The sequence below is a fragment of the Pontimicrobium sp. MEBiC06410 genome (assembly GCF_053601615.1).
In genome coordinates this window covers 1-20,275 of sequence record NZ_JBSHNT010000152.1, presented here as the reverse complement: position 1 = coordinate 20,275, position 20,275 = coordinate 1, and the positions used below count along the sequence as shown (strand labels likewise).

Here is a 20,275-nt window from a genome sequence, read left to right as displayed (position 1 = left end):
TGTTTCTTTAAAGAAAACCTTTTTATTTAATAAGTTTTAAAGATAAAAAAATCCCAACTCAAACGTATTGAATTGGGATTTTCATTTTTATTATTTGGTGTTTTATACTAACATTGTTACAGGATTTTCAATATATCCTTTTAACGTTTGTAAAAACTGTGCTCCTGTAGCTCCGTCCACCGTTCTGTGATCGCAGGCTAAGGTTAATTTCATAGTATTACCTGCTACTACTTGACCATTTTTAACCACTGGTTTAGCTACTATAGCTCCTACGGATAAAATTGCCGAGTTTGGTTGGTTTATAATAGATGTAAAGCTTTCTATTCCAAACATTCCTAAGTTAGAGATAGTAAATGTACTCCCTTCCATTTCCTGAGGTGTTAGTTTCTTTTTTCTTGCTCTACCTGCAAAATCTTTTACTGCGGCACCTATTTGTGGTAATGATTGCTCGTTTGCAAATTTTACAACTGGTACAACTAAACCATCTTCTACTGCTACTGCTACCCCAATATGTACATGGTTATTTAATTGCATTTTATCTGCAAACCATTGCGAATTTACTTGTGGGTGTTGGCGTAATGCTAAAGCACAAGCTTTAACAATCATGTCGTTATATGATATTTTAATATCTGGAATAGAGTTGTATTGTGCACGGAACGCCATAGCATTTTCCATATCGAACTCTACATTTAAGTAGTAATGTGGTGCTGTAAATTTAGATTCTGCTAAACGTTTAGCTATTACTTTACGCATTTGAGAATGCTTCACTTCGTCTGTATCTTCTTGTCCCGATGCTACAAATTTTGCAACTGGTGCAGATGATTGTGTCGCTGCTACTGGTACAAAATTTTCGATATCTCTTTTTACAATACGTCCGTTTTCTCCAGTTCCTTGTACTAGAGATAAGTTAATCCCTTTTTCTTCAGCCATTTTCTTGGCTAAAGGGGATACAAAAATTCTTCCGTTTGAGGTATTATTTTGAACAGCATCAGATTTTACTTCAGATTTAGCTTCTGCTTTTGGAGTTTCGGTTTTAGCCTCTTGTTTTGGTGTTTCTGCTTTAACTTCTTTTGAAGCGCTATCGCCTTCTATTTTAAAGTTTTTTGCTACACTTGAAACATCTGTTCCTTTTGGACCAATGATAGCTAAAAGTGCATCAACTTTTGCTGAGTCTCCTTCTTTTAGTCCAATATGCAATAATGTTCCTGCATTGAAAGACTCAAACTCCATTGTAGCTTTGTCTGTTTCAATTTCTGCAAGAATATCGCCTTCTTCTACTTCTTCTCCTACTTTCTTTAACCATGTTGCAACAGTTCCTTCTTCCATGGTATCACTTAACCTTGGCATAGTTACCACTACTACGCCTTCTGGTAATTCGGCAGTTTCAGTTGTTTCTTCTTCCTTGGCTGTTGATGTTGTATATTCTGTTTTTTCTGGAGTCTCATCTGTTTCTGTTGTATCTCCTTTAAGTAAGCCCGAAATATCTTCGCCTTCTTCTCCAATAATAGCTAAAAGTGTATCTACAGCTGCGGTATCTCCTTCTTCTACTCCAATGTGTAATAAAGTCCCTTCGTTAAAAGACTCAAATTCCATTGTTACTTTATCTGTTTCTATTTCAGCTAATATATCTCCTTCTTCAACTTTATCTCCTACTTTTTTTAACCATGTAGCAACGGTTCCTTCTTCCATTGTGTCGCTTAATCGCGGCATGTTAATTACTGTAGCCATAATTTATAATTTATGCTGAATAAATGGATAATCTTCTTGCTCATAAACGGCATCGTACATTACATTTTTATCTGGGTACGGTGATTCTTCAGCAAACTTTTCACATTCTGCTACTAAAGCTTTAACACGTTTATCTATTACTTTAATATCTTCTTCTGAAGCGTATTTTTCTTCTAAGATAATATCTTTTACTTGTTTTATTGGGTCTATTTTCTTGTACTCCTCTACTTCTTCTTTTGTTCTGTAATGTTGCGCATCACTCATAGAGTGCCCTCTATATCTATATGTTTTTACTTCTAAAAATGTTGGCCCATCTCCTCGACGTGCTCTAGAAATAGCTTCGTCAAATGCTTCGGCAACTTTTATAGGATTCATACCATCTACTGGTCCAGAAGGCATTTCGTATCCTCTTCCTAGTTTCCAAATATCTGTATGGTTTGCTGTACGTTCTACAGATGTACCCATAGCATATCCGTTGTTTTCACAAACAAATACTACTGGTAACTTCCATAACATTGCTAAATTAAAAGTTTCGTGAAGTGATCCTTGTCTTGCAGCTCCATCACCAAAACAACAAATGGTTACTGCATCGCTATTATGGTACTTGTCTCCAAAAGCAATTCCTGCTCCTAAAGGTATTTGTCCACCAACAATACCATGTCCTCCATAAAAACGATGTTCTTTAGAGAAAATGTGCATAGATCCACCAAGTCCCATAGAGGTTCCTGTTGCCTTACCATACAATTCTGCCATTACACGTTTAGGATCTACTCCCATACCTATTGGCTGTACGTGATTTCTATAAGCGGTAATCATTTTATCTTTAGTCAAATCCATAGCATGTAAAGCTCCTGCTAAAACTGCTTCTTGACCATTATATAAGTGAAGAAATCCTCTTACTTTTTGTTGAATATATACTGCTGCAAGCTTGTCTTCAAACTTTCTCCAGAACAACATATCTTCATACCACTTTAGGTATGTTTCTTTTGTGATTTTTTGCATTAGTAACGCTTTTTAAAAATAAACGAATAACAAAAGTAACACTTTAGTTAATAATGAAAAAACTGTTATTCGTAAAATTTCATTAAGATTAACCCTTCCTTTATTTCGAAATCGTTATAGTTTCGATTTATCGAAAACAAGGGGTAATAAATTTGCTAAGGAATTGGATTTTGCTACCGCTCCAGTTTCTCCCATAAAGTATATTTCTATATCTTGTTTTTGCTTCACTTCATATTCTGCAATAGCTTGTCTGCAAGCTCCGCAAGGCGGTATTGGTACTATTGTTTTTTGATTTTGGGACGCTGCAGTAATTGCCATTTTTATAATTCTAGACTCTGGATATTTAGCTCCTGAATAGTATATTGCTGTGCGTTCTGCGCATAACCCTGAGGGGTATGAAGCATTTTCTTGATTACTTCCTGTAATAATTTCTCCGTTATCTAATATTAAGGCTGCTCCTACATTAAATTTGGAATAGGGTGCGTATGCTTTTTCTCTAGCTTCTACAGCTTTCTCCATTAATTGTTTTACATCTACTGATAGTTCGTCTATAGCGTCATAAACGTATAGTGTAGATTCTATTTTTACTTCTTTCATATACTGTTTTGAACGTAATATGTTCGGCAGACTAATTTAAACAAAAAAACTATTGCGATGGGCAATAGTTTTTGTTATTCTTAAATAATATAAAATTATTAGTATTCTGTATACGTTCCTGCTCCTAAGTTAAACGTTAAAGAGAAACGCAATGTGCTTTCTAAAGGGCTTTGCACTTTTGATGCTGAAAATAAATATGATAAATCTACATTGATTACGTTGTATTTAAATCCTGCTCCCAAAGCAAAAAACTTACGTGCTCCTTTACTTTCATTTTCATTAAAGTATCCTGCTCTAAATGCAAATGACTCTTGGTATAAATATTCTGCTCCTAATGCGTAAGTGAACTCCTTTAACTCTTCGCTAAAACCTCCTGGCGCATCTCCAAAAGATTGGAATACTCCTGAAATAAAACTTACATCTGGGTCTTGCCCTTCTATAATATAATTTTCCTCTTCAGCTATAAAAGTATCATCATCTTCATTATACTCGCCATCTCCGTTATCATCAATATACTCTATTCTTTTTCCAAAAACTGGTGGTGTTGGTACTAAAAGTTTAGAGACTTCTGCTGTAACGCCTAATTTATTGTATTGATCGAAAATAAAATCGAAACCTAATCCTAATCTTAAATTTGTAGGCTGAAAATTATCTTGTCCTCCTTCATCATACTTAAATTTAGGTCCTAAATTTTGTATTGCAAATCCAGCTCTCCAGCGTCCATTAAAGCTGTTATATGCTTCTTCTTCACTTTGGTAGTATCCATTAATATCTACACCAAATGTACTTGCTACTGTATTATCGTTGCTTCCCGTATTTACTTTTAAATCTGATCTTACGTACCTCATTGCTACAGACATACCAAATTGGTCACTTAATCGCAATGCATAAGATACATCTAACGCCAGTTCGTTTGGTTTTTGGATTAAAGCTTCAGATTCTGCATTATCTCTAAACTCAATTTCTCCTAAACCGAAATAAGTTAAACTTGCACCAAAAGCACTTTGTTCATTTAATCTATTGTAATATGATAAATAGCCTATTCCTATATCATTGACTAATTTACTTAGGTACGGTGTGTAACTTAAAGAGATACCCGATTTAGCTGTAGCGAAAACATTTTTAGACGAATTCCATTTTTGTGAAAAAGCATCTGGAGAAGTTGCCACTCCCATATCTCCCATACCAGCAGCACGTGCATCTGGTGCTATCAATAAAAAGGGTAATCCAGTTGTTATAACTCTTGTATCTGCATTTGGCGTTATTTGAAATGAGCTTTCCTGCGCGACTATTTTAATAGCAAAAAACAACGTTATTGCTATTATGATTTTATTCTTCATAGATTATTTTTATTTTACAAATATAATTTTTTATTAGAGTATTACAAGTTTCTCTATTTTTTCTACTGTTTTATTTGTTGCACTAGAGTGCACTGTTAATTTATATACATAGGTTCCTTTTCCTATTTTGTCTCCAAAATCATCACGTCCATCCCATACAATATCTCTAGATATCGAGTTACTAGATTTTACTCCACTTCCTTGGGTTTGTCCATTTAATGTTCTTACTAATTTACCAGATACAGTAAATATTTGTATTGAGACATCTAATACTTCTGAACTGTTGTGATTAAACCAAAACTCTGTATAGTTTACAAATGGATTAGGATAATTTAATACGTTTTCTACTATTAAATGGTCATTTTCATTAAATACTACAAACTGTAACTCCGCTGTAGAAGAATTATTGTATACATCCCATGCTTTTAATTTTAAGGTATGTAATCCTGGTGTTAAATCTCTAAAAGGAAAACTTAAACTTCCTCTTGTATAATCGTCTACTTCTGTTGAGTAATAATTGTTTAATATAAATGGGTTAACCTCATCTCCATCTAAGATGGCTACAATATCATGCCCTATTCCACTAGCCGTATTTATTCCATTCTCATCTTGAAGTTTCACTAGCAAGTTTGGAGATTCGTTGGTTACTCCTCCAGATGCAAATGCTTCATCATTCATAAACATATTAATAACTGGCCCTGTATTATCTTCTGGTGCATTCTCATTTAAGCCTCCTATTTGCAATGTCGTTGTTGTTGCTCCGGCTTGATCGTCTAATGTCATTTCTCTTGAAGCATAAAAACTAACCTTCCCATAGCCTACTGGTATACCAATATCTCTAGGGACTATAAAATCGAATTCAAATTGTCCATTTACTACCGAGGCTTGCCCTCTAAATATTACTGCTCCTAATGCTTCGTAATCTAGCTTTGCTACTTGTCCTCCAACTACTGTTCCATCATTTCCTAAAGTTTGGCGCTGTATTGGTTTATCGTATATAGTTGTTGTTACTATTCCTGTATAATCCGACAATATATTACCGCCTACATCGGTAACTTCTCCTGCTATTTTCGCATAACTTAAAGCTTCTAACACTTCTGTTGTTTGCGCTTCTGCTACTGGTACATCATTAATTGCTGTTAACCTTACATTTGGTTTTGGAAAGGCTAATTTAAGTGCTGGATCTCCAATATAAAAGACTAAGTTTTTCTGACTTATTCCAGATATAGAAGGGTCTATTTTAGTTAGTCGTAGAGCTTCTGCCATAGATGGGTATTCAAAATCACTGAAAGTATCATTATCACTATATGAAAATAAATATTCTTCTAATACAGAGTTAAAGGTTACACCTACGCTAACAAATATCTGCCTTGTGGTTGTTATTAAAGCTATTGCTCCGCCATCTTTATTCCAATAAATTAACTCCCCTGCGGTCTCTCTTAACGGATTATCGAACTTAGTGTATTCGCAGGTAACTGTTACAAAACAGTTTAATTGACATTCATTTCGTAAATTCTCAACATCTGTTTTCTGAAAAATTCTTTCTAATGCAAAACCATCTTCTCCTCCATGCCCAAAATAATTTACAACTAAGGCTCCGCTTTCAATAGCATTAGAAATTGCTGTTGCTACTTCTGGATAACGATCTCCTCCTGCTGAAGATTCTTGTTGAAATGAATCTGAATGAATTTTAATTGTATTTATAAAAGGCTTTTCTGCTGCAACTTCGTCTCCAATAAAATCTGTTGTTTCCTGCAATACAACTTCCCAAGGCTCGTCTACATCATCAGATATTACAATAAAGTTATTTCTCCAACTACCTAATGCTTCTTTAGAATAGTATGTTAATACTTTATCTACCATTTGTTTGGCTTTTAAAGGTGTATCTGCGAGGATTCTCCCTACTGCAATGTCTGGCTTATCTGTTGTTTCTATATTCCCTTCATTGTCATCCATCATTGTAAAAAAATCGTCTGACACAAATGAATTTGTTAAATTTAAACTATCATAAGCATTCCAAGTAGGCATGTTGTATGTATTGGACGATATTCTTCCTTTATAATCGAAAGAACTGTCTCCAAATAAGCATAAGTATTTTACTCTATTTTCTGGTGTACTCGCATTGTCGTATACATATTTAACAAAATTACGTATTGCCGAAATATCTCGCATACTTGTACTAAACTCTTCATATATGGCTTCTATAGTAACAACTTTTACATTAAGGTTATTCTTTACTCTATTTACTTGTGCTAACCGTTCTGCTTGTGCTAAATGACTTGATGGGGTTATCATTAAATAGTCTATATCCTGAAACGTGCCTTGGTTATTATTAAAAATAGTTCCTTTTAAGTTTCTATTAGCAACTGTTGGGTTTGATGTTTCTAAGGGTTCGTAAAAATCGGAACTACTTACTGTAACAAATGTCTTTAATGTACCTAGTGGTGCTTTATAACTAATGGTTCCAGATCCATTAGTATTCTCTACAGTTGTAACATTATTTAAATCTGTTACATCCCATATTTCTGATACATTACTTGCGTTACTTACTGTATACAAGCCTATACCCGCAGCTGTGCTTGTTTCTCTATTAAAGAACTTAAATTGTGATCCGGAAAAGGATAAATTTCTAGTTGCTTCTAAAGCAATATAATCTAAGTAACCTTTAGCGCTGGGGTTTCCTTGCTTATCGTAATCTATTTTTACTGCTATATTGTCTGAATTCGCATTTACGTTTCCAACAAACATACCTTCTGACACAAAATTTGGATCATCGATACCTGGTATAATAAAAGTACCTACTTCGTTATTATTGAAACTAATAGTCATATTAGTATCATTAACAACGGTTGATGCGCCTATAACTTTTAGCGCTATTGGCTCAGTTTCTACTAAATCTGGAAAACTAAATTCGAATGTTTTACTTGTTTCTACATCAAACTCATCTCCAAACCAACGTCTACCCACAAAAGCTAAACTAAATTCATCTACTTCATGAAATTGATAATCTTGAAAAGTGGTAATTGTCATGTCTGTAGCACCTGTTGGTTGTACCATAGGTAAAATACGTTTCCCCGCTCCTGAACTAATAGTTATGTAATAATAAGCTATATCCATGTATGGGTTTATGTTTGTGTTTATAGAAACATCTTGAACATCTCCAAATGGCCCTTCTCCATAAAATAAAATATAATCATCATCATTAAAGACGCCATCGTCTTCACCGACTACTTTGATTGCATTTTCTACTGGATCGAAAGGATAGTTTTCACTATTCTTATATGGTAGCATTTTGCCTCCATTTCCATAAATTTTTATGTTTTTAGGATTTATTCCATTAGTATTAATCCCCAAACTATTTAAGTACGACTTATTTAATCTATATACTCCAGATTTATTAATAGCAAATTTATACCATGTTCCTGAACTTAGTTTAGATTCTACTATTGCTTGTGCATTTTGGCTTGTGAGCGTATTTTTATTAGAATTACTATAGTTAACTGTTAAGGACTTTACTTTTTTATACCCTCCATTTCCATCTTTTACAATAGCTGAAACTCTTAACATAAGAAATCTATCATTTCTTGCTATTGAGTTTTTAAGACTATATTTTATACTAGATGGTATTGTTTTAACATTTAGCCCTTTTAATTCTGTTTTACTTATTGGTGCATATACAACATTAGAAACAGATACATTGTTTTCGTTAACAGCTGTATTTACTTTCCATTGCTCTACATACTCTATACCATTTTTTAAGCTATAGTTATAGTTTTTTTGGGGTTCAAATTTTGGAATTTCAATAGAATAGTCCTCAATGGAGATTCTAGCAGTTTCTTTCCAAATTAAATTAATTTTTTTTTGTTGAGAAAAGGCAAGCCCACAGGTAAAAATTACTAATACTAGTATTATCTTTTTCATTAACATAAATAACGTAATTATTTAAGTGTTATTATAGGTTTTTCTTTTTTTTTTAAAACGTCACAAAATTACGACATTAATTCTAAACTAGACGAAGAGATTAATAATACCTATAGTTTGCGTTACTATCTTTTATTTATTTCTACTTTTTTAAAGTTTTACAAGTTTCTCTATCTTTTCTACGGTTTTATTTGTTGCACTTGAGTGTACTGTTAATTTATAAACATAGGTTCCTTTCCCTATTTTATCTCCAAAATCATCACGTCCATCCCAAACAATGTCTCTAGATATTGAATTGGCAGATTTAACTCCACTTCCTTGACTTTGCCCGTTTAAAGTTCTCACTAGTTTTCCCGACACTGTAAATATTTGTACTGAAATGTCTAAAAGTTCTGAGCTATTATGATTAAACCAGAACTCTGTATAATTTACAAATGGATTTGGATAGTTTAAAACATTATCTATAATTAAATGGTCTTTTTCGTTAAAAACAACAAATTGAAGTTCTGCTGTAGATGAATTGTTGTAGACATCCCATGCTTTTAGTTTTAAAGTATGTAAACCTGGCTCTAGATTTCTAAAAGGGAAACTTATGTTTCCTTTTGTATAATCGTCTATTTCTGTTGTATAATAATTATTTAGCACAAATGGATTTGCTTCATCTCCATCTAATATTGCTACAATATCATGGCCTATTCCGCTGGCAGTATTTATACCATTTTCGTCTTCAAGCTTCACTAATAAATTTGGAGATTCATTTGTAATACCACCGGAACTGAAAGCTTCATCATTTATATACAGGTTAATTAACGGCCCTGTATTATCTTCAGGTGCGTTCTCATTTAGCCCTCCTATTTGTAATGTATTTATGGTTGCCCCAGACTGGTCTTGCAAAGTATTTTCTTTAGAGGCGTAAAAACTTACTTTACCATAACCTACAGGTAATGCAATGTCTTTTGGCACAACAAAATCTAATTCAAATTGCCCATTTATTACTGATGATTTCCCTCTAAAAATAACAGGACCCAAAGTTTCATAATCTAATTTTGCTATTTGCCCACCTATTACAACATTATCATTTCCTAGCGTTTGTCTTTGTATAGGTTTATCAAAAATAGTAGTAGTAACTTCTCCTTTATAATTAGTTAGTACGTTACCGGCTAGATCTGTTACCTCTCCTCCTATTTTTACATAACTTAATGCTTCAATGACTTCATTCTGTGCTTGCCCAACTGGTATCTCATTAATTGTTTTTAATTTAATATTAGGTTTTGGGAAAGCTAGTTTCATCGCAGGATCTCCTATAAAGAACACCATACGTCTTTGTAATTCGTTACCTAAACTATTTTTAGTTAGCCTTAAAGATTCTGCCATTGTTGGATATTCGTAATCACTGTAAGTATCATTATCGCTATATGAAAATAGATATTCTTCTAATTTTAAATTAAAACTTACTCCTACTAAAAGAGATATTTGACGCGTAGTTGTTATTAAAGCAACAGCTCCTCCTTTTGTATTCCAGTAAATTAGCTCTCCAGCTGTTTCTCGTAATGGATTATCAAATTTTGTATACTCACAGGTTACTGTTACAAAACAATTTAATTGACATTCGTTACGCAAACTTGAAACATCTGTTTTCTGAAAAATCCTCTCGGAAGCCAAACCATCTTCTCCTCCATGTCCAAAATAATTTACAACTAACGCTCCGTTTTCTATTGCATTAGAAATCGCTGTTGCTACTTTTGGATAACGATCTCCTCCTGCTGAAGATTCTTGTTCAAAACTATCTGTATGAATTTTCACTACATTTATAAATGGTTTTTCTGCTGTTACTAAATCTCCAATTAAATCGGTAGTTTCCTGTAAACTAAATTCTTCTACAACATCAACATCATCTGAAATAACAACAAAATTATTTCTCCAACTACCTAATGCTTCCTGAGAATAGTATGTTTCTATTTTATCTACCATTTGTTTCGCTTTTAACGGTGTGTCTGCTAAAATTCTACCAATATTTATATCTAGCAAATCTGTATTTTCCATACGTCCTTCATTAGCATCCATCATACCATAGAAATCGTCGGAAACAAACGATGTTGTTAAGTTAAAACTACTATAAGCGTTCCAAGTTGGTACGTAATAGGTATTTGAGGCCACACGTTCTTTATAATCGAAAGAACTATCTCCAAAAAAACAGACATATTTCAACCTGTTTTCTGGAGCACTAGCATTATCGTAAACATATTTTAGCATATTTCTTATAGCCGAAATATCCTTATTACCTGTACTAAACTCTGTATAAATAGAGTTTAAGGTTACTATTTTTACATTTAAATCATGCTTATTCTTATTAATCTCAGCCAAACGTTTTGCTTGGTTAAAAAAAACAGAAGGTGTTACTATTATATAGTCTACATCTTTAAAATTACCATTTTCATCTTTAAAAATAGTTCCCTTTATGTTTTGGTTTGCTACTTGCGAGTTATAACCATCTAATGGAGTAAAAAAGTCAAGAGCACTAACAGTTACAAATGTTTTAAGGCTACCTAGTGTTGATTTAAAGCTAATACTAGACGAATTATTACTATTTTCTACTGCCGTAATATTATTTTTATCTGTAATATCCCATACTTCTAATACGCTACTTGCGTTACTTAGTGTGTACAAACCTACACCGTTGGTTGTAACTGTTTCTTTATTAAAAAAAACGAATTGATTTCCCGAAAAAGATAAATCTCTTATGGCTTCTAAAGCAATATAATCTATGTAGCCTTTAGTGCTTGGGTTTCCTAAATTATCAAAATCTACCCTTATAGAGATATCATCTGCTAAGCCTGTATTTATGTCACTAACAAACAGACCTTCTGCAGCAAGATTATTGCTTGTTGTAGGGATGTTAGGAATAATTAATGAACCAACTTCTATATTATTAAAATTAATAGCCATAGTAGATCCCCCTTGAGATGGAGAAGCCCCTATAACTTTTAGCTTTACAGGCTCTGTTGTTACTAGGTTTGGAAAACTAAAATCGAACGTTTTTGTAGTTTCTATATCAAATTCATCTCCAAACCAACGCCTACCAACATAAGCTAAACTATACTCATCTAATTCATGAAATTGATAATCATGAAATGTATTAATAGTAGTATTAGGAATTCCTACTGGTTGAACCATTGGCTCTATACGTTTACCATTACTACCGCTTGTTGTTATATAATAATAAGTTATATCTGTATATGGATTAAGGTTAGTATTAATTTTTACATCATCAACATTTCCTTTAGGGCCTTCACCATAAAATAAGACATAATCATTATCATTAAAAACACCATCGTCTTCTCCTATAACTTTTATTGCATTTTCTATAGGGTCTAAGGGGTAGTTTTCACTATTAGCATAAGGCAACATCTCCCCTCCATTTCCAAAAATTTTAATTGTTTTAGGGTTTATCGTGTTTGTATTTATCCCTAAAGCGTTTAGGAATGTTTTATCCAATTTAAAAACCCCTGTTTTGTTTATTGCAAACTTATGCCATGTTCCTGTATTTAAAACTGAATTAGTTATTGTATTTAATAAACTTGTTTTAGAACTAAACTTATTACTATACTTATAGTTAATTGTAAAAGAGACTATTTTTTTATACGTATTATTTCCTTCTTTTACTATTGGAAAAATATTAAATAGTACATATTGTTTATTTCTTGCGAATGTATTTTTTAGTTTAAAGTTAATTGTACTTGGGATGCTTTTAATATTAACATCCTTTAATTCCTCTATAGTAATTGTAGCATAATTAATATTACTAATTTCTACAGATTCTATGTTTACTGGCATTTCAACCTCCCACTGTTTAATAAATTCAACACCCTCTTTTTCTGTGTATCTAAAATTATCTCTTGGTGTAAAACTTGGAATTTTAACTTGTGATTTACCTATAGTAATTATTTTTTCTTCTCCCCAATTTAAATCTATTGTTTTCTGCTGTGGATAAACTAAAATTACTGTTAATAGCGCTATTATTGATGTTAGATTTTTCATTACACCACATAACGCCTTTATTTTATTATTTAGTATTTATAAGTAGGGTAATTTCATTTAAAACTGTTACTACCTAATATTAGGAACATAAATTAATCTTATCAAGTATATTTATTTCTTAATTATTTCGTAAAATAATTTGAAATTGTGATACTAAATTGACAAATCGCACGTTAACTAGATACAATAACGATGAAACACACAAAACATCGTTATACAGTAAATAAAATAGGATGAAATGCGATTTTTTTATTCAAATTTCACAATTTAAACTTGTAGAGTTAGGTATAATTGTTATATTGCGACTCCAAAAAAACATAATTAGCTTACTTAAACGTATGAATATGAAAAAACTAATTGTATCAAGGCTTATTTTAATAATAGCTGTGTCGCTAACCTTGGTAGGATGTAAAAGATCTGGAGGTGGCTCTAATACTTCAAGAGCAACAGGATGGAAAATTAACGCTAAAGAAGGTGGTTTTCAATACAATACTAAATTTAAAGAGCAAGAAACTGCTCCAGGATTGGTATTTGTTGAAGGTGGTACTTTCACAATGGGTAGAGTTCAAGATGATGTAATGCATGATTGGAACAATAGTCCAAATCAACAGCATGTTCAATCGTTTTATATGGATGAAACAGAAGTAACTAATAAAATGTATACTGAATATTTACATTGGATTAGAACTGTATATCCACCAGATGATGAAAACTTTAGAAAAATATATGATGGTGTTGTACCAGATACTCTAGTTTGGAGAAACAGATTAGGTTACAACGAAGTAATGACAAACAACTATTTACGTCACCCAGGATATGGAGAATACCCTGTTGTTGGTGTTAGTTGGATTCAAGCTGTTGAATTTGCTAATTGGAGAACAGATCGTTATAATGAATTAAGTCTACAAAAAGAAGGCTACTTAAAACAAGATAGCCAATATGAAGCGACTGCTGATGCTAACTTTAATACAGACACTTACATTAATGCACCAACGCAAACATACGGTGGTAATGAAGAGATCTTAAAAGGAGGAAAATTAAAGCCTCAAGTAGATGCAGAAGGAAACGAGATTAATGTATATGCTACAAGACAAACAGGAATTATTTCTCCTAAGTACAGACTACCAACTGAAGCTGAATGGGAATATGCTGCCTTAGGTTTATCTGAAATAAGAAGTTATAACTCTTACAGAGGTAGAAAAAAATACCCATGGGAAGGACAATATACACGTTCAGGAAAACGTAAAGTTCGTGGAGATCAATTAGCTAACTTCAAGCAAGGAAAAGGTGATTACGGTGGTATTGCAGGATGGTCTGATGACGGTGCTGATATTACTGCTCAAGTAAAATCTTTCGAGCCTAATGATTTTGGTTTATACGACATGGCTGGTAATGTTGCTGAATGGGTAGCAGATGTTTACAGACCAATAGTTGATGATGAATTTAATGACTTTAACTACTACCGTGGAAACGTTTATACCAAGAATAAAATTGGAGAAGATGGTACAGTAGAAATTGTTACAACAGAAACTATTGTTTACGATACATTAGCAAATGGAAAAATAATTGCTAGAGATTTACCAGGAGAAATTGCTCAAGTACCAGTTGATTTAGACGAAACATACTTAAGAACAAATTTCGATACTAGTGATAACAGAAACTTTAGAGATGGTGACAAGCGTTCTTCTCGTTACTATGCTGATGGTTTTGATGATGAAACAGAAGGAGAAGACACTAACACTACACGTAAAATGTATAACTCTCCAGATCATTCTGTTGAAGTAGATTCTACAGGAGCCCTTATTAGAGAATATGACAAATCTGACAAGCGTACATCTCTAATTAACGATGAAGTACGTGTTTACAAAGGAGGTTCTTGGAAAGACAGAGAATACTGGTTAGATCCTGCACAAAGACGTTATTACCCACAAAATATAGCTACCGATTATATTGGTTTTAGATGTGCTATGTCTAGAGTTGGTTCTAAATCTAAAAAAGGAAACAAATCTAAAAACTAGATTTTAGTTCTATATATTATAAAAGTCCTAACAATTAGTTAGGACTTTTTTTATACATTTATTTTCACAAAGAAAATCTATTACAGAACATGACAATACCTCAAATACACAAACTTTTTTTAGAAAACAATTCCATCTCTACAGATACAAGAAAAGTTCGTAAAGGAGATTTATTTTTTGCTTTAAAAGGAGAACATTTTAATGGTAATACATTTGCTAATCAAGCATTAGATAAAGGAGCTAAATACGTTATAATAGACGAAAAAGAATATCACAGTAATACAGAAAAAACTATACTTGTTGAAGATGTTTTAAAAACGCTACAAGCATTAGCAACCTACCATCGTAATTATTTAAAACTACCGATTATAGCACTTACTGGTAGTAATGGAAAAACAACAACTAAAGAGCTCATTAATGCTGTTTTATCTAAAAAGTATAATACAACAGCAACTACAGGTAATTTAAACAACCATATAGGAGTACCACTTACCCTGCTTTCTATGACTAAAGCCACAGAGATTGGAATAGTAGAAATGGGGGCTAACCATCAAAAAGAAATTGATTTTTTATGCTCTATAGCGCAACCAGATTATGGTTACATTACAAATTTTGGAAAAGCACATTTAGAAGGTTTTGGTGGTATTGAAGGTGTTATAAAAGGAAAAACAGAACTCTACAATTACCTCAAAGCAAACACAAAATTAATTTTTGTTAATGCCAACGATAGTAAGCAAGTAGAACACTCTAAAAATGCACAAATAATAACTTTTGGGGATAAGGACACAGCTAACTTAACAGTTACACTAGAGCAAGCACAACCATTTGTTTATGCAAGTTATAATAAGCAAACAATACGAACACAATTAATAGGTATTTATAATTTTAATAACATAGCGGCCGCAATTTGTATTGGTAATTATTTTAAGGTTGAAGACGCTTCTATAAAAGAAGCTTTAGAGCAATATACACCAACAAATAATCGTTCTCAAATATTAGAAAAAGAGACGACTAAAATCATTCTAGATGCATATAATGCAAACCCTTCTAGCATGAAAGCCGCGTTGTCTAATTTTTCAGACTTAAAAGTAACCTCTAATAAAATTGCTATTTTAGGTGATATGTTCGAATTAGGAGACGAAGCTAAACAAGAACATCAAAACATTGCAGATTTAGCCAGCCAGCTTAATATAGACACCATTATTCTTGTTGGCGAAAATTTTTATAATACTAAAAATACGAATCCTAAAATAAAACAGTACCACTCGTTCGAAGCTTTAAAAAGCAACTTTAACAGTTTATCAGTTACAGACGTTACGTTACTAATAAAAGGATCTAGAGGAATGGCTTTAGAGCGTATTTTAGAATTATTATAAATCTAAAAATGCTTTAAATGCTATCCAATAACCTTCACTACCATCGGTAGTGTCCCATAAAGCTCTAGAACCATGGATTCCCTTTTCTTTTGGTTTGTAATGGTAAAGGTATTTACCATTGATTTTACTTACTAAAGTTGTTAATGCTTGAGTCTCGCTATTAGATGCTGTAACAAAAACAGGTTTATTATAATCTTTTATTGCACCTTGAATATCTACTCCTTTAAAGTATTCTCCTGGGCTAAATGCTGCTACTTTTTTCACTTTATTATTATTGTTAGCGATTAACAAAGACAAAGAAGCCGAGTAGGAACTTCCCAGCAATAAAATAGGCTTACCACCATTATTAGTATAAATATAGTCTATAGCCGCCTCTATATCCTGCCTTGCATCTAAATATCCTGTTGGAAGATTCTTAGACTTAGCGAGTTTAGCCGTTTCATTAATAATATTATTAGCACTATCGCCAGAACGTTGATCTATAGCCATTACTGAGTAGCCCAAAGCATTTAGTTTTAACGCCGTGTCTTTATATTCACCTCTACTAAATCTAGCTTGATGACATAATAGTATCGAAACCGGTTTATCTCCCACTTTATAAACATCAGCGGTTATAAGCAAACCATCTTTAGAAGGAAACTCAATTGTTACCTTTTCATCAACACTGCCATTTAAGTTATTCGCTTTATCAATTTGTTTAATCGCTTGAGAAGTATCGACCTCACGACTTACCTCTTTACATGACCACAAACCACTAATAATTAAAACAGTTAAAATTGTTTTATACATCATAATATTTTATTTAGAAAGGTATAAAATTATCAAGATAAAAAATGTTAAATATTCTTCGTTTTCTTTAATTAGTACATCAAATAGACGATTATTCTCTTCCAGATAAGTAAATAGTACTACAAAAAGGCATATTTTACATAGCAAAAACAGCTTTTAATTATTGTATAATAAAAAAATGTTAACTTTTTGACAATTAACAACCTACAAAACACAAGGGTTTCAAGCATTTTTTTAATCAGTTCATAACAAGAATATTAATACGGTTAAAAAAATGTTAAAAAAATATTATATATTAGCAAAATTACCAACTAAATCTAAATATACTATGTCCCATTTCTACAATTACCTTTTTTATCATAAAAAAGAAGTCTCTTCAATTTTTTTATTCCATATAAAAAACACTGAAAGTTAATTTTCACTTTAAAAATTCGATTTATCTCTAGGTTATAAACTATATAGCCTAAAAGCGCTTATACACATATTTTTTTATGAGTAAAAGCTGTTTTCCCTACATATTTTTGTAAGAAAAAACATATTAAAATATCATTTATTAAGTTATGAAAAACATACTTATAGGGCTTTGCCTTTTACTAAATCTATCTCTAAACTCAAATCAAACATCCGAGAACACCTCTTCACAAGACACTCAAAATAAGAGTTTTAACCACACAACAAGCTCTTTTCAAAACTATTCTATTGAAGAGATAAATACTTTTATAAAAGAGGCATACGCAGATAATTTTAACTTTTTCCTTAACGATGATAGTCGTTATAATTTATTAGTAGATTTTTTTCAAAACCGTTTAAGTTTTGCAACCAACACTAAATACGAAGGAAAAGTCTTTAAAAATATTTCGGATGTTGAGCTACACACCAAATATAACGCTAATCAAGAAAGAGATTCTTCGTATGATATCCAGACATTCAACCCTTTAAAATATAAAATTGAATTATTCCCTCAAAAAACGATTGTTTACAAGCTAGGCAATACCCAATACTACATGTTAATCCAACCAAGAAGATAATTATGAAGAGAGTACTACTTTTATTAGCACTTATTTGTGTATCTGTTCTTAATGCACAATACAATATAGCAACCGAAAATGGAAATACTGTATATACATGCTCTAATACTTTTGTTGACTCTGGAGGAGCTTCAGGTAATTATGCAAATAGCGAAAATTATACTATAACCATTTGCCCAGATCCTGCAAATCCAGGTACATTTACGCAATTAGACTTTTCTAGTTTTAGTGTAGAAGGAAGTACATTAGATTTTATGACTGTATATAATGGCCCTAACACAGGGTCGCCTTTAATGGGGACTTATACAACTAATCCTGGTACATTGGTATCTAGTGACGCCAGCGGCTGTCTTACTATATCTTTTCAATCAGATTCAAGTCTTACATATTCAGGTTGGGAAGCAGATATTTCTTGTTTTGCTCCTTGCAATCAAACAGTTACAGCTAACTTACTTTCAACAACACCAGCAGTAAACGGAAATGGAGTTATAGGCATCTGTCAAGGTGACTCTGTTAATTTTGTAGGTAGTGGAACATTCTCTAACTCTGGAGCAGGTGCTACATACACTTGGGATTTTGGAGACGGAACTACTGGTACAGGAACTAATGTTTCTCATACTTATGCTACTGGAGGTGTTTATTTAGTTAATTTAAATATTGCAGCAGGAAGCTGTACGAATACAAATAAAATAAATCAAATTATTCATGTAGCTCCAACACCAGATTTTACAGGAACAGCAGCGGTTTCAGATCCTATATGTCAAGGAGATACCTCAGTTATAAATGGAGTGGTTACCCCACAATCTATTTCGGTAAACTGTGCTCCGCCTAACTACACTACAACATTTTTACCAGATAGTAGCACAGGAGTTTACCAAACTTGTTTTACAGTAGACTGCTACCCAAATACTACAAATATTACTAGTGTTACTGATATTGTGAATGTTTTTATGAATATAGAACACACTTACTTAGGCGATTTAGGCATGACTCTAACTGCTCCTAATGGAGCATCTGTAGTACTATTAGATAGTGGAAGTATAGCCAATTCAGGAGCCAATTTAGGAGACCCAATTCAAACAGATGGAACTGGACCTGGAACTGGTTGGGATTATTACTTTTTAGATGCTGGTTCAACTGGAACAACTTTAGATAATGGGCCTACTACGGTAAACTCTACTGCAGGTAATTCTATATCAGCTGGATCTTATGATTCAGATAATTCTTTCGCTGCTTTTATAGGCTCCCCAATAAATGGAGATTGGTGTGTTACTATTACAGATAATATTAGTTCTGATGATGGTTATATTTTTGGTTTAGGCTTAACTTTCGATTCTAGCATTGCGCCTTCAGATCCAAATTTCACATTCAATCAAACTATTGCTTCTAGCTCATGGAGTGCTAATTCTGGAACGGGGAATATAATTAATACAAGTGGAAATGATATTACTGTACAACCAACAGCAACGGGCATGCACTGTTATACTTTCACCGCTACAGATGGTTTTGGATGTTCTTACAATGAAATTATATGTGTAGATGTTACAGCTGGTGCTACGGCTGATGCTTCTGCAAGCGCAGATTTATGTGACACTGGAGATGCCATATTTACTATAACTGGAACTCCAAATGCAACAGTAACTTATAATATTGATGGAGGCTCAAATCAAACTATAACTTTAAACGGGTCTGGAACTGCAACTATAAATATCACTGGTATTACTGCTTCTACTACAATTAATCTAATCAGTGCTTCCTCAGTAGGAGTTCCTGTATTAAGAAATGGATTAAGTGCCGTAAATGCCGAGAACTCAAACAATGCAACAGGCGCAATATTAACCGCTGGAACTACCGCAGATAATACAAATTCAGCAAGAATTAGAGGTGCCAATCCTAGTTTAGAACTAACTTTAATGGACACAGTTCCCGCTGGTACAGTTATTACAATTAGTCATGCAAGAGATAATAATGGAGGTGTTTTTGAAGTAACAGATGGCACTAACACTATTACTGGAATAGCTAGCACTACCGAAGACATCTTAGAACAAACAACATTTACAACTGGAGCATCCACAAACACACTTACGTTTAATAGAACTGGAGGAGCAATTTGGATAGACGGTATTGAATATACGTTAGCAGCTACAGGTTGTGTTGTTCCTTTAACAGATTCTGAAACTGTAAATGTAATAACTGCCGTTAACGCTGGTACAGATGGCAATACAACCATTTGCGATAGTAGTACAACAACTATAGATTTATTTAGTTTAATCGCTGGTGAAGATACTGGCGGTACCTGGTCGCAAACTTCTGGATCTGGTGGTACTTTTAATGCTGCCGCGGGTACTTTTACACCAGCTGTTGGTGCAACTACTAGTACCTTCGATTATACTGTTACAGGAACAAACCCTTGTCCTAATGATATTAGTACTGCCACT

Annotated in this window: 11 protein-coding genes; 4 read left to right on the top strand and 7 right to left on the bottom strand. The window is 32.9% G+C overall.

Annotated elements, in window-relative coordinates; genetic code table 11:
• Window positions 1-102 precede the first annotated feature (102 nt).
• The 6 genes from ACVC08_RS09665 to porU (ACVC08_RS09640) form a co-directional block, all read right to left on the bottom strand.
• Window positions 103-1,728 carry a pyruvate dehydrogenase complex dihydrolipoamide acetyltransferase gene (locus tag ACVC08_RS09665; protein WP_452601886.1) on the bottom strand — a complete coding sequence of 542 codons (1,626 nt, stop codon included), beginning with the start codon at window positions 1,726-1,728 and terminating at the stop codon, window positions 103-105.
• Window positions 1,729-1,731: 3 nt separating this feature from the next.
• A complete protein-coding gene (gene pdhA, locus ACVC08_RS09660) occupies window positions 1,732-2,730 on the bottom strand; it encodes a pyruvate dehydrogenase (acetyl-transferring) E1 component subunit alpha (RefSeq protein ID WP_452598848.1) in 999 nt (332 codons plus the stop codon).
• Window positions 2,731-2,844: 114 nt separating this feature from the next.
• Window positions 2,845-3,327: a cytidine deaminase gene (gene cdd, locus ACVC08_RS09655; RefSeq protein WP_452601885.1), complete on the bottom strand. Its 483-nt coding sequence runs from the start codon at window positions 3,325-3,327 to the stop codon at window positions 2,845-2,847.
• 98 nt (window positions 3,328-3,425) lie between these two features.
• Window positions 3,426-4,667: a type IX secretion system outer membrane channel protein PorV gene (gene porV / locus ACVC08_RS09650; protein ID WP_452601884.1), complete on the bottom strand. Its 1,242-nt coding sequence runs from the start codon at window positions 4,665-4,667 to the stop codon at window positions 3,426-3,428.
• A 33-nt stretch (window positions 4,668-4,700) separates the two neighbouring features.
• Complete coding sequence (gene porU, locus ACVC08_RS09645) at window positions 4,701-8,588, bottom strand: type IX secretion system sortase PorU (RefSeq protein ID WP_452601883.1); 3,888 nt, start codon at window positions 8,586-8,588, stop codon at window positions 4,701-4,703.
• 150 nt (window positions 8,589-8,738) lie between these two features.
• Complete coding sequence (gene porU, locus ACVC08_RS09640) at window positions 8,739-12,626, bottom strand: type IX secretion system sortase PorU (RefSeq protein WP_452601882.1); 3,888 nt, start codon at window positions 12,624-12,626, stop codon at window positions 8,739-8,741.
• Window positions 12,627-12,964: 338 nt separating this feature from the next.
• Between porU (ACVC08_RS09640) and gldJ the strand changes: the two genes are divergently transcribed.
• Window positions 12,965-14,644 (top strand): gliding motility lipoprotein GldJ, encoded by a 1,680-nt coding sequence (gldJ, locus tag ACVC08_RS09635; protein ID WP_452597187.1) that lies wholly within the window; start codon window positions 12,965-12,967, stop codon window positions 14,642-14,644.
• A gap of 89 nt (window positions 14,645-14,733) precedes the next feature.
• Window positions 14,734-16,020 carry a UDP-N-acetylmuramoyl-tripeptide--D-alanyl-D-alanine ligase gene (locus tag ACVC08_RS09630; RefSeq protein ID WP_452601881.1) on the top strand — a complete coding sequence of 429 codons (1,287 nt, stop codon included), beginning with the start codon at window positions 14,734-14,736 and terminating at the stop codon, window positions 16,018-16,020.
• On the opposite strand, the gene ACVC08_RS09625 is transcribed toward ACVC08_RS09630, so the two are convergent.
• Complete coding sequence (locus ACVC08_RS09625; protein ID WP_452601880.1) at window positions 16,015-16,812, bottom strand: serine aminopeptidase domain-containing protein; 798 nt, start codon at window positions 16,810-16,812, stop codon at window positions 16,015-16,017. The genes ACVC08_RS09630 and ACVC08_RS09625 overlap by 6 nt on opposite strands.
• Window positions 16,813-17,369: 557 nt before the next feature.
• Between ACVC08_RS09625 and ACVC08_RS09620 the strand changes: the two genes are divergently transcribed.
• Both ACVC08_RS09620 and ACVC08_RS09615 read left to right on the top strand, forming a co-directional pair.
• Window positions 17,370-17,837 (top strand): hypothetical protein, encoded by a 468-nt coding sequence (locus ACVC08_RS09620; protein WP_452601879.1) that lies wholly within the window; start codon window positions 17,370-17,372, stop codon window positions 17,835-17,837.
• Between the two features lie 2 nt (window positions 17,838-17,839).
• Window positions 17,840-20,275 (top strand): PKD domain-containing protein (locus ACVC08_RS09615; RefSeq protein WP_452601878.1); only part of this gene is annotated, 2,436 nt, incomplete at its 3' end.

What these genes read in the sequence shown, in the direction of transcription:
- ACVC08_RS09665 (WP_452601886.1), bottom strand. Translation starts at nt 1,728, where the DNA reads ATGGCTACAGTAATTAACATGCCGCGATTAAGCGACACAATGGAAGAA.
- pdhA (WP_452598848.1), bottom strand. Translation starts at nt 2,730, where the DNA reads ATGCAAAAAATCACAAAAGAAACATACCTAAAGTGGTATGAAGATATG.
- cdd (WP_452601885.1), bottom strand. Translation starts at nt 3,327, where the DNA reads ATGAAAGAAGTAAAAATAGAATCTACACTATACGTTTATGACGCTATA.
- porV (WP_452601884.1), bottom strand. Translation starts at nt 4,667, where the DNA reads ATGAAGAATAAAATCATAATAGCAATAACGTTGTTTTTTGCTATTAAA.
- porU (WP_452601883.1), bottom strand. Translation starts at nt 8,588, where the DNA reads ATGAAAAAGATAATACTAGTATTAGTAATTTTTACCTGTGGGCTTGCC.
- porU (WP_452601882.1), bottom strand. Translation starts at nt 12,626, where the DNA reads ATGAAAAATCTAACATCAATAATAGCGCTATTAACAGTAATTTTAGTT.
- gldJ (WP_452597187.1), top strand. Translation starts at nt 12,965, where the DNA reads ATGAATATGAAAAAACTAATTGTATCAAGGCTTATTTTAATAATAGCT.
- ACVC08_RS09630 (WP_452601881.1), top strand. Translation starts at nt 14,734, where the DNA reads ATGACAATACCTCAAATACACAAACTTTTTTTAGAAAACAATTCCATC.
- ACVC08_RS09625 (WP_452601880.1), bottom strand. Translation starts at nt 16,812, where the DNA reads ATGATGTATAAAACAATTTTAACTGTTTTAATTATTAGTGGTTTGTGG.
- ACVC08_RS09620 (WP_452601879.1), top strand. Translation starts at nt 17,370, where the DNA reads ATGAAAAACATACTTATAGGGCTTTGCCTTTTACTAAATCTATCTCTA.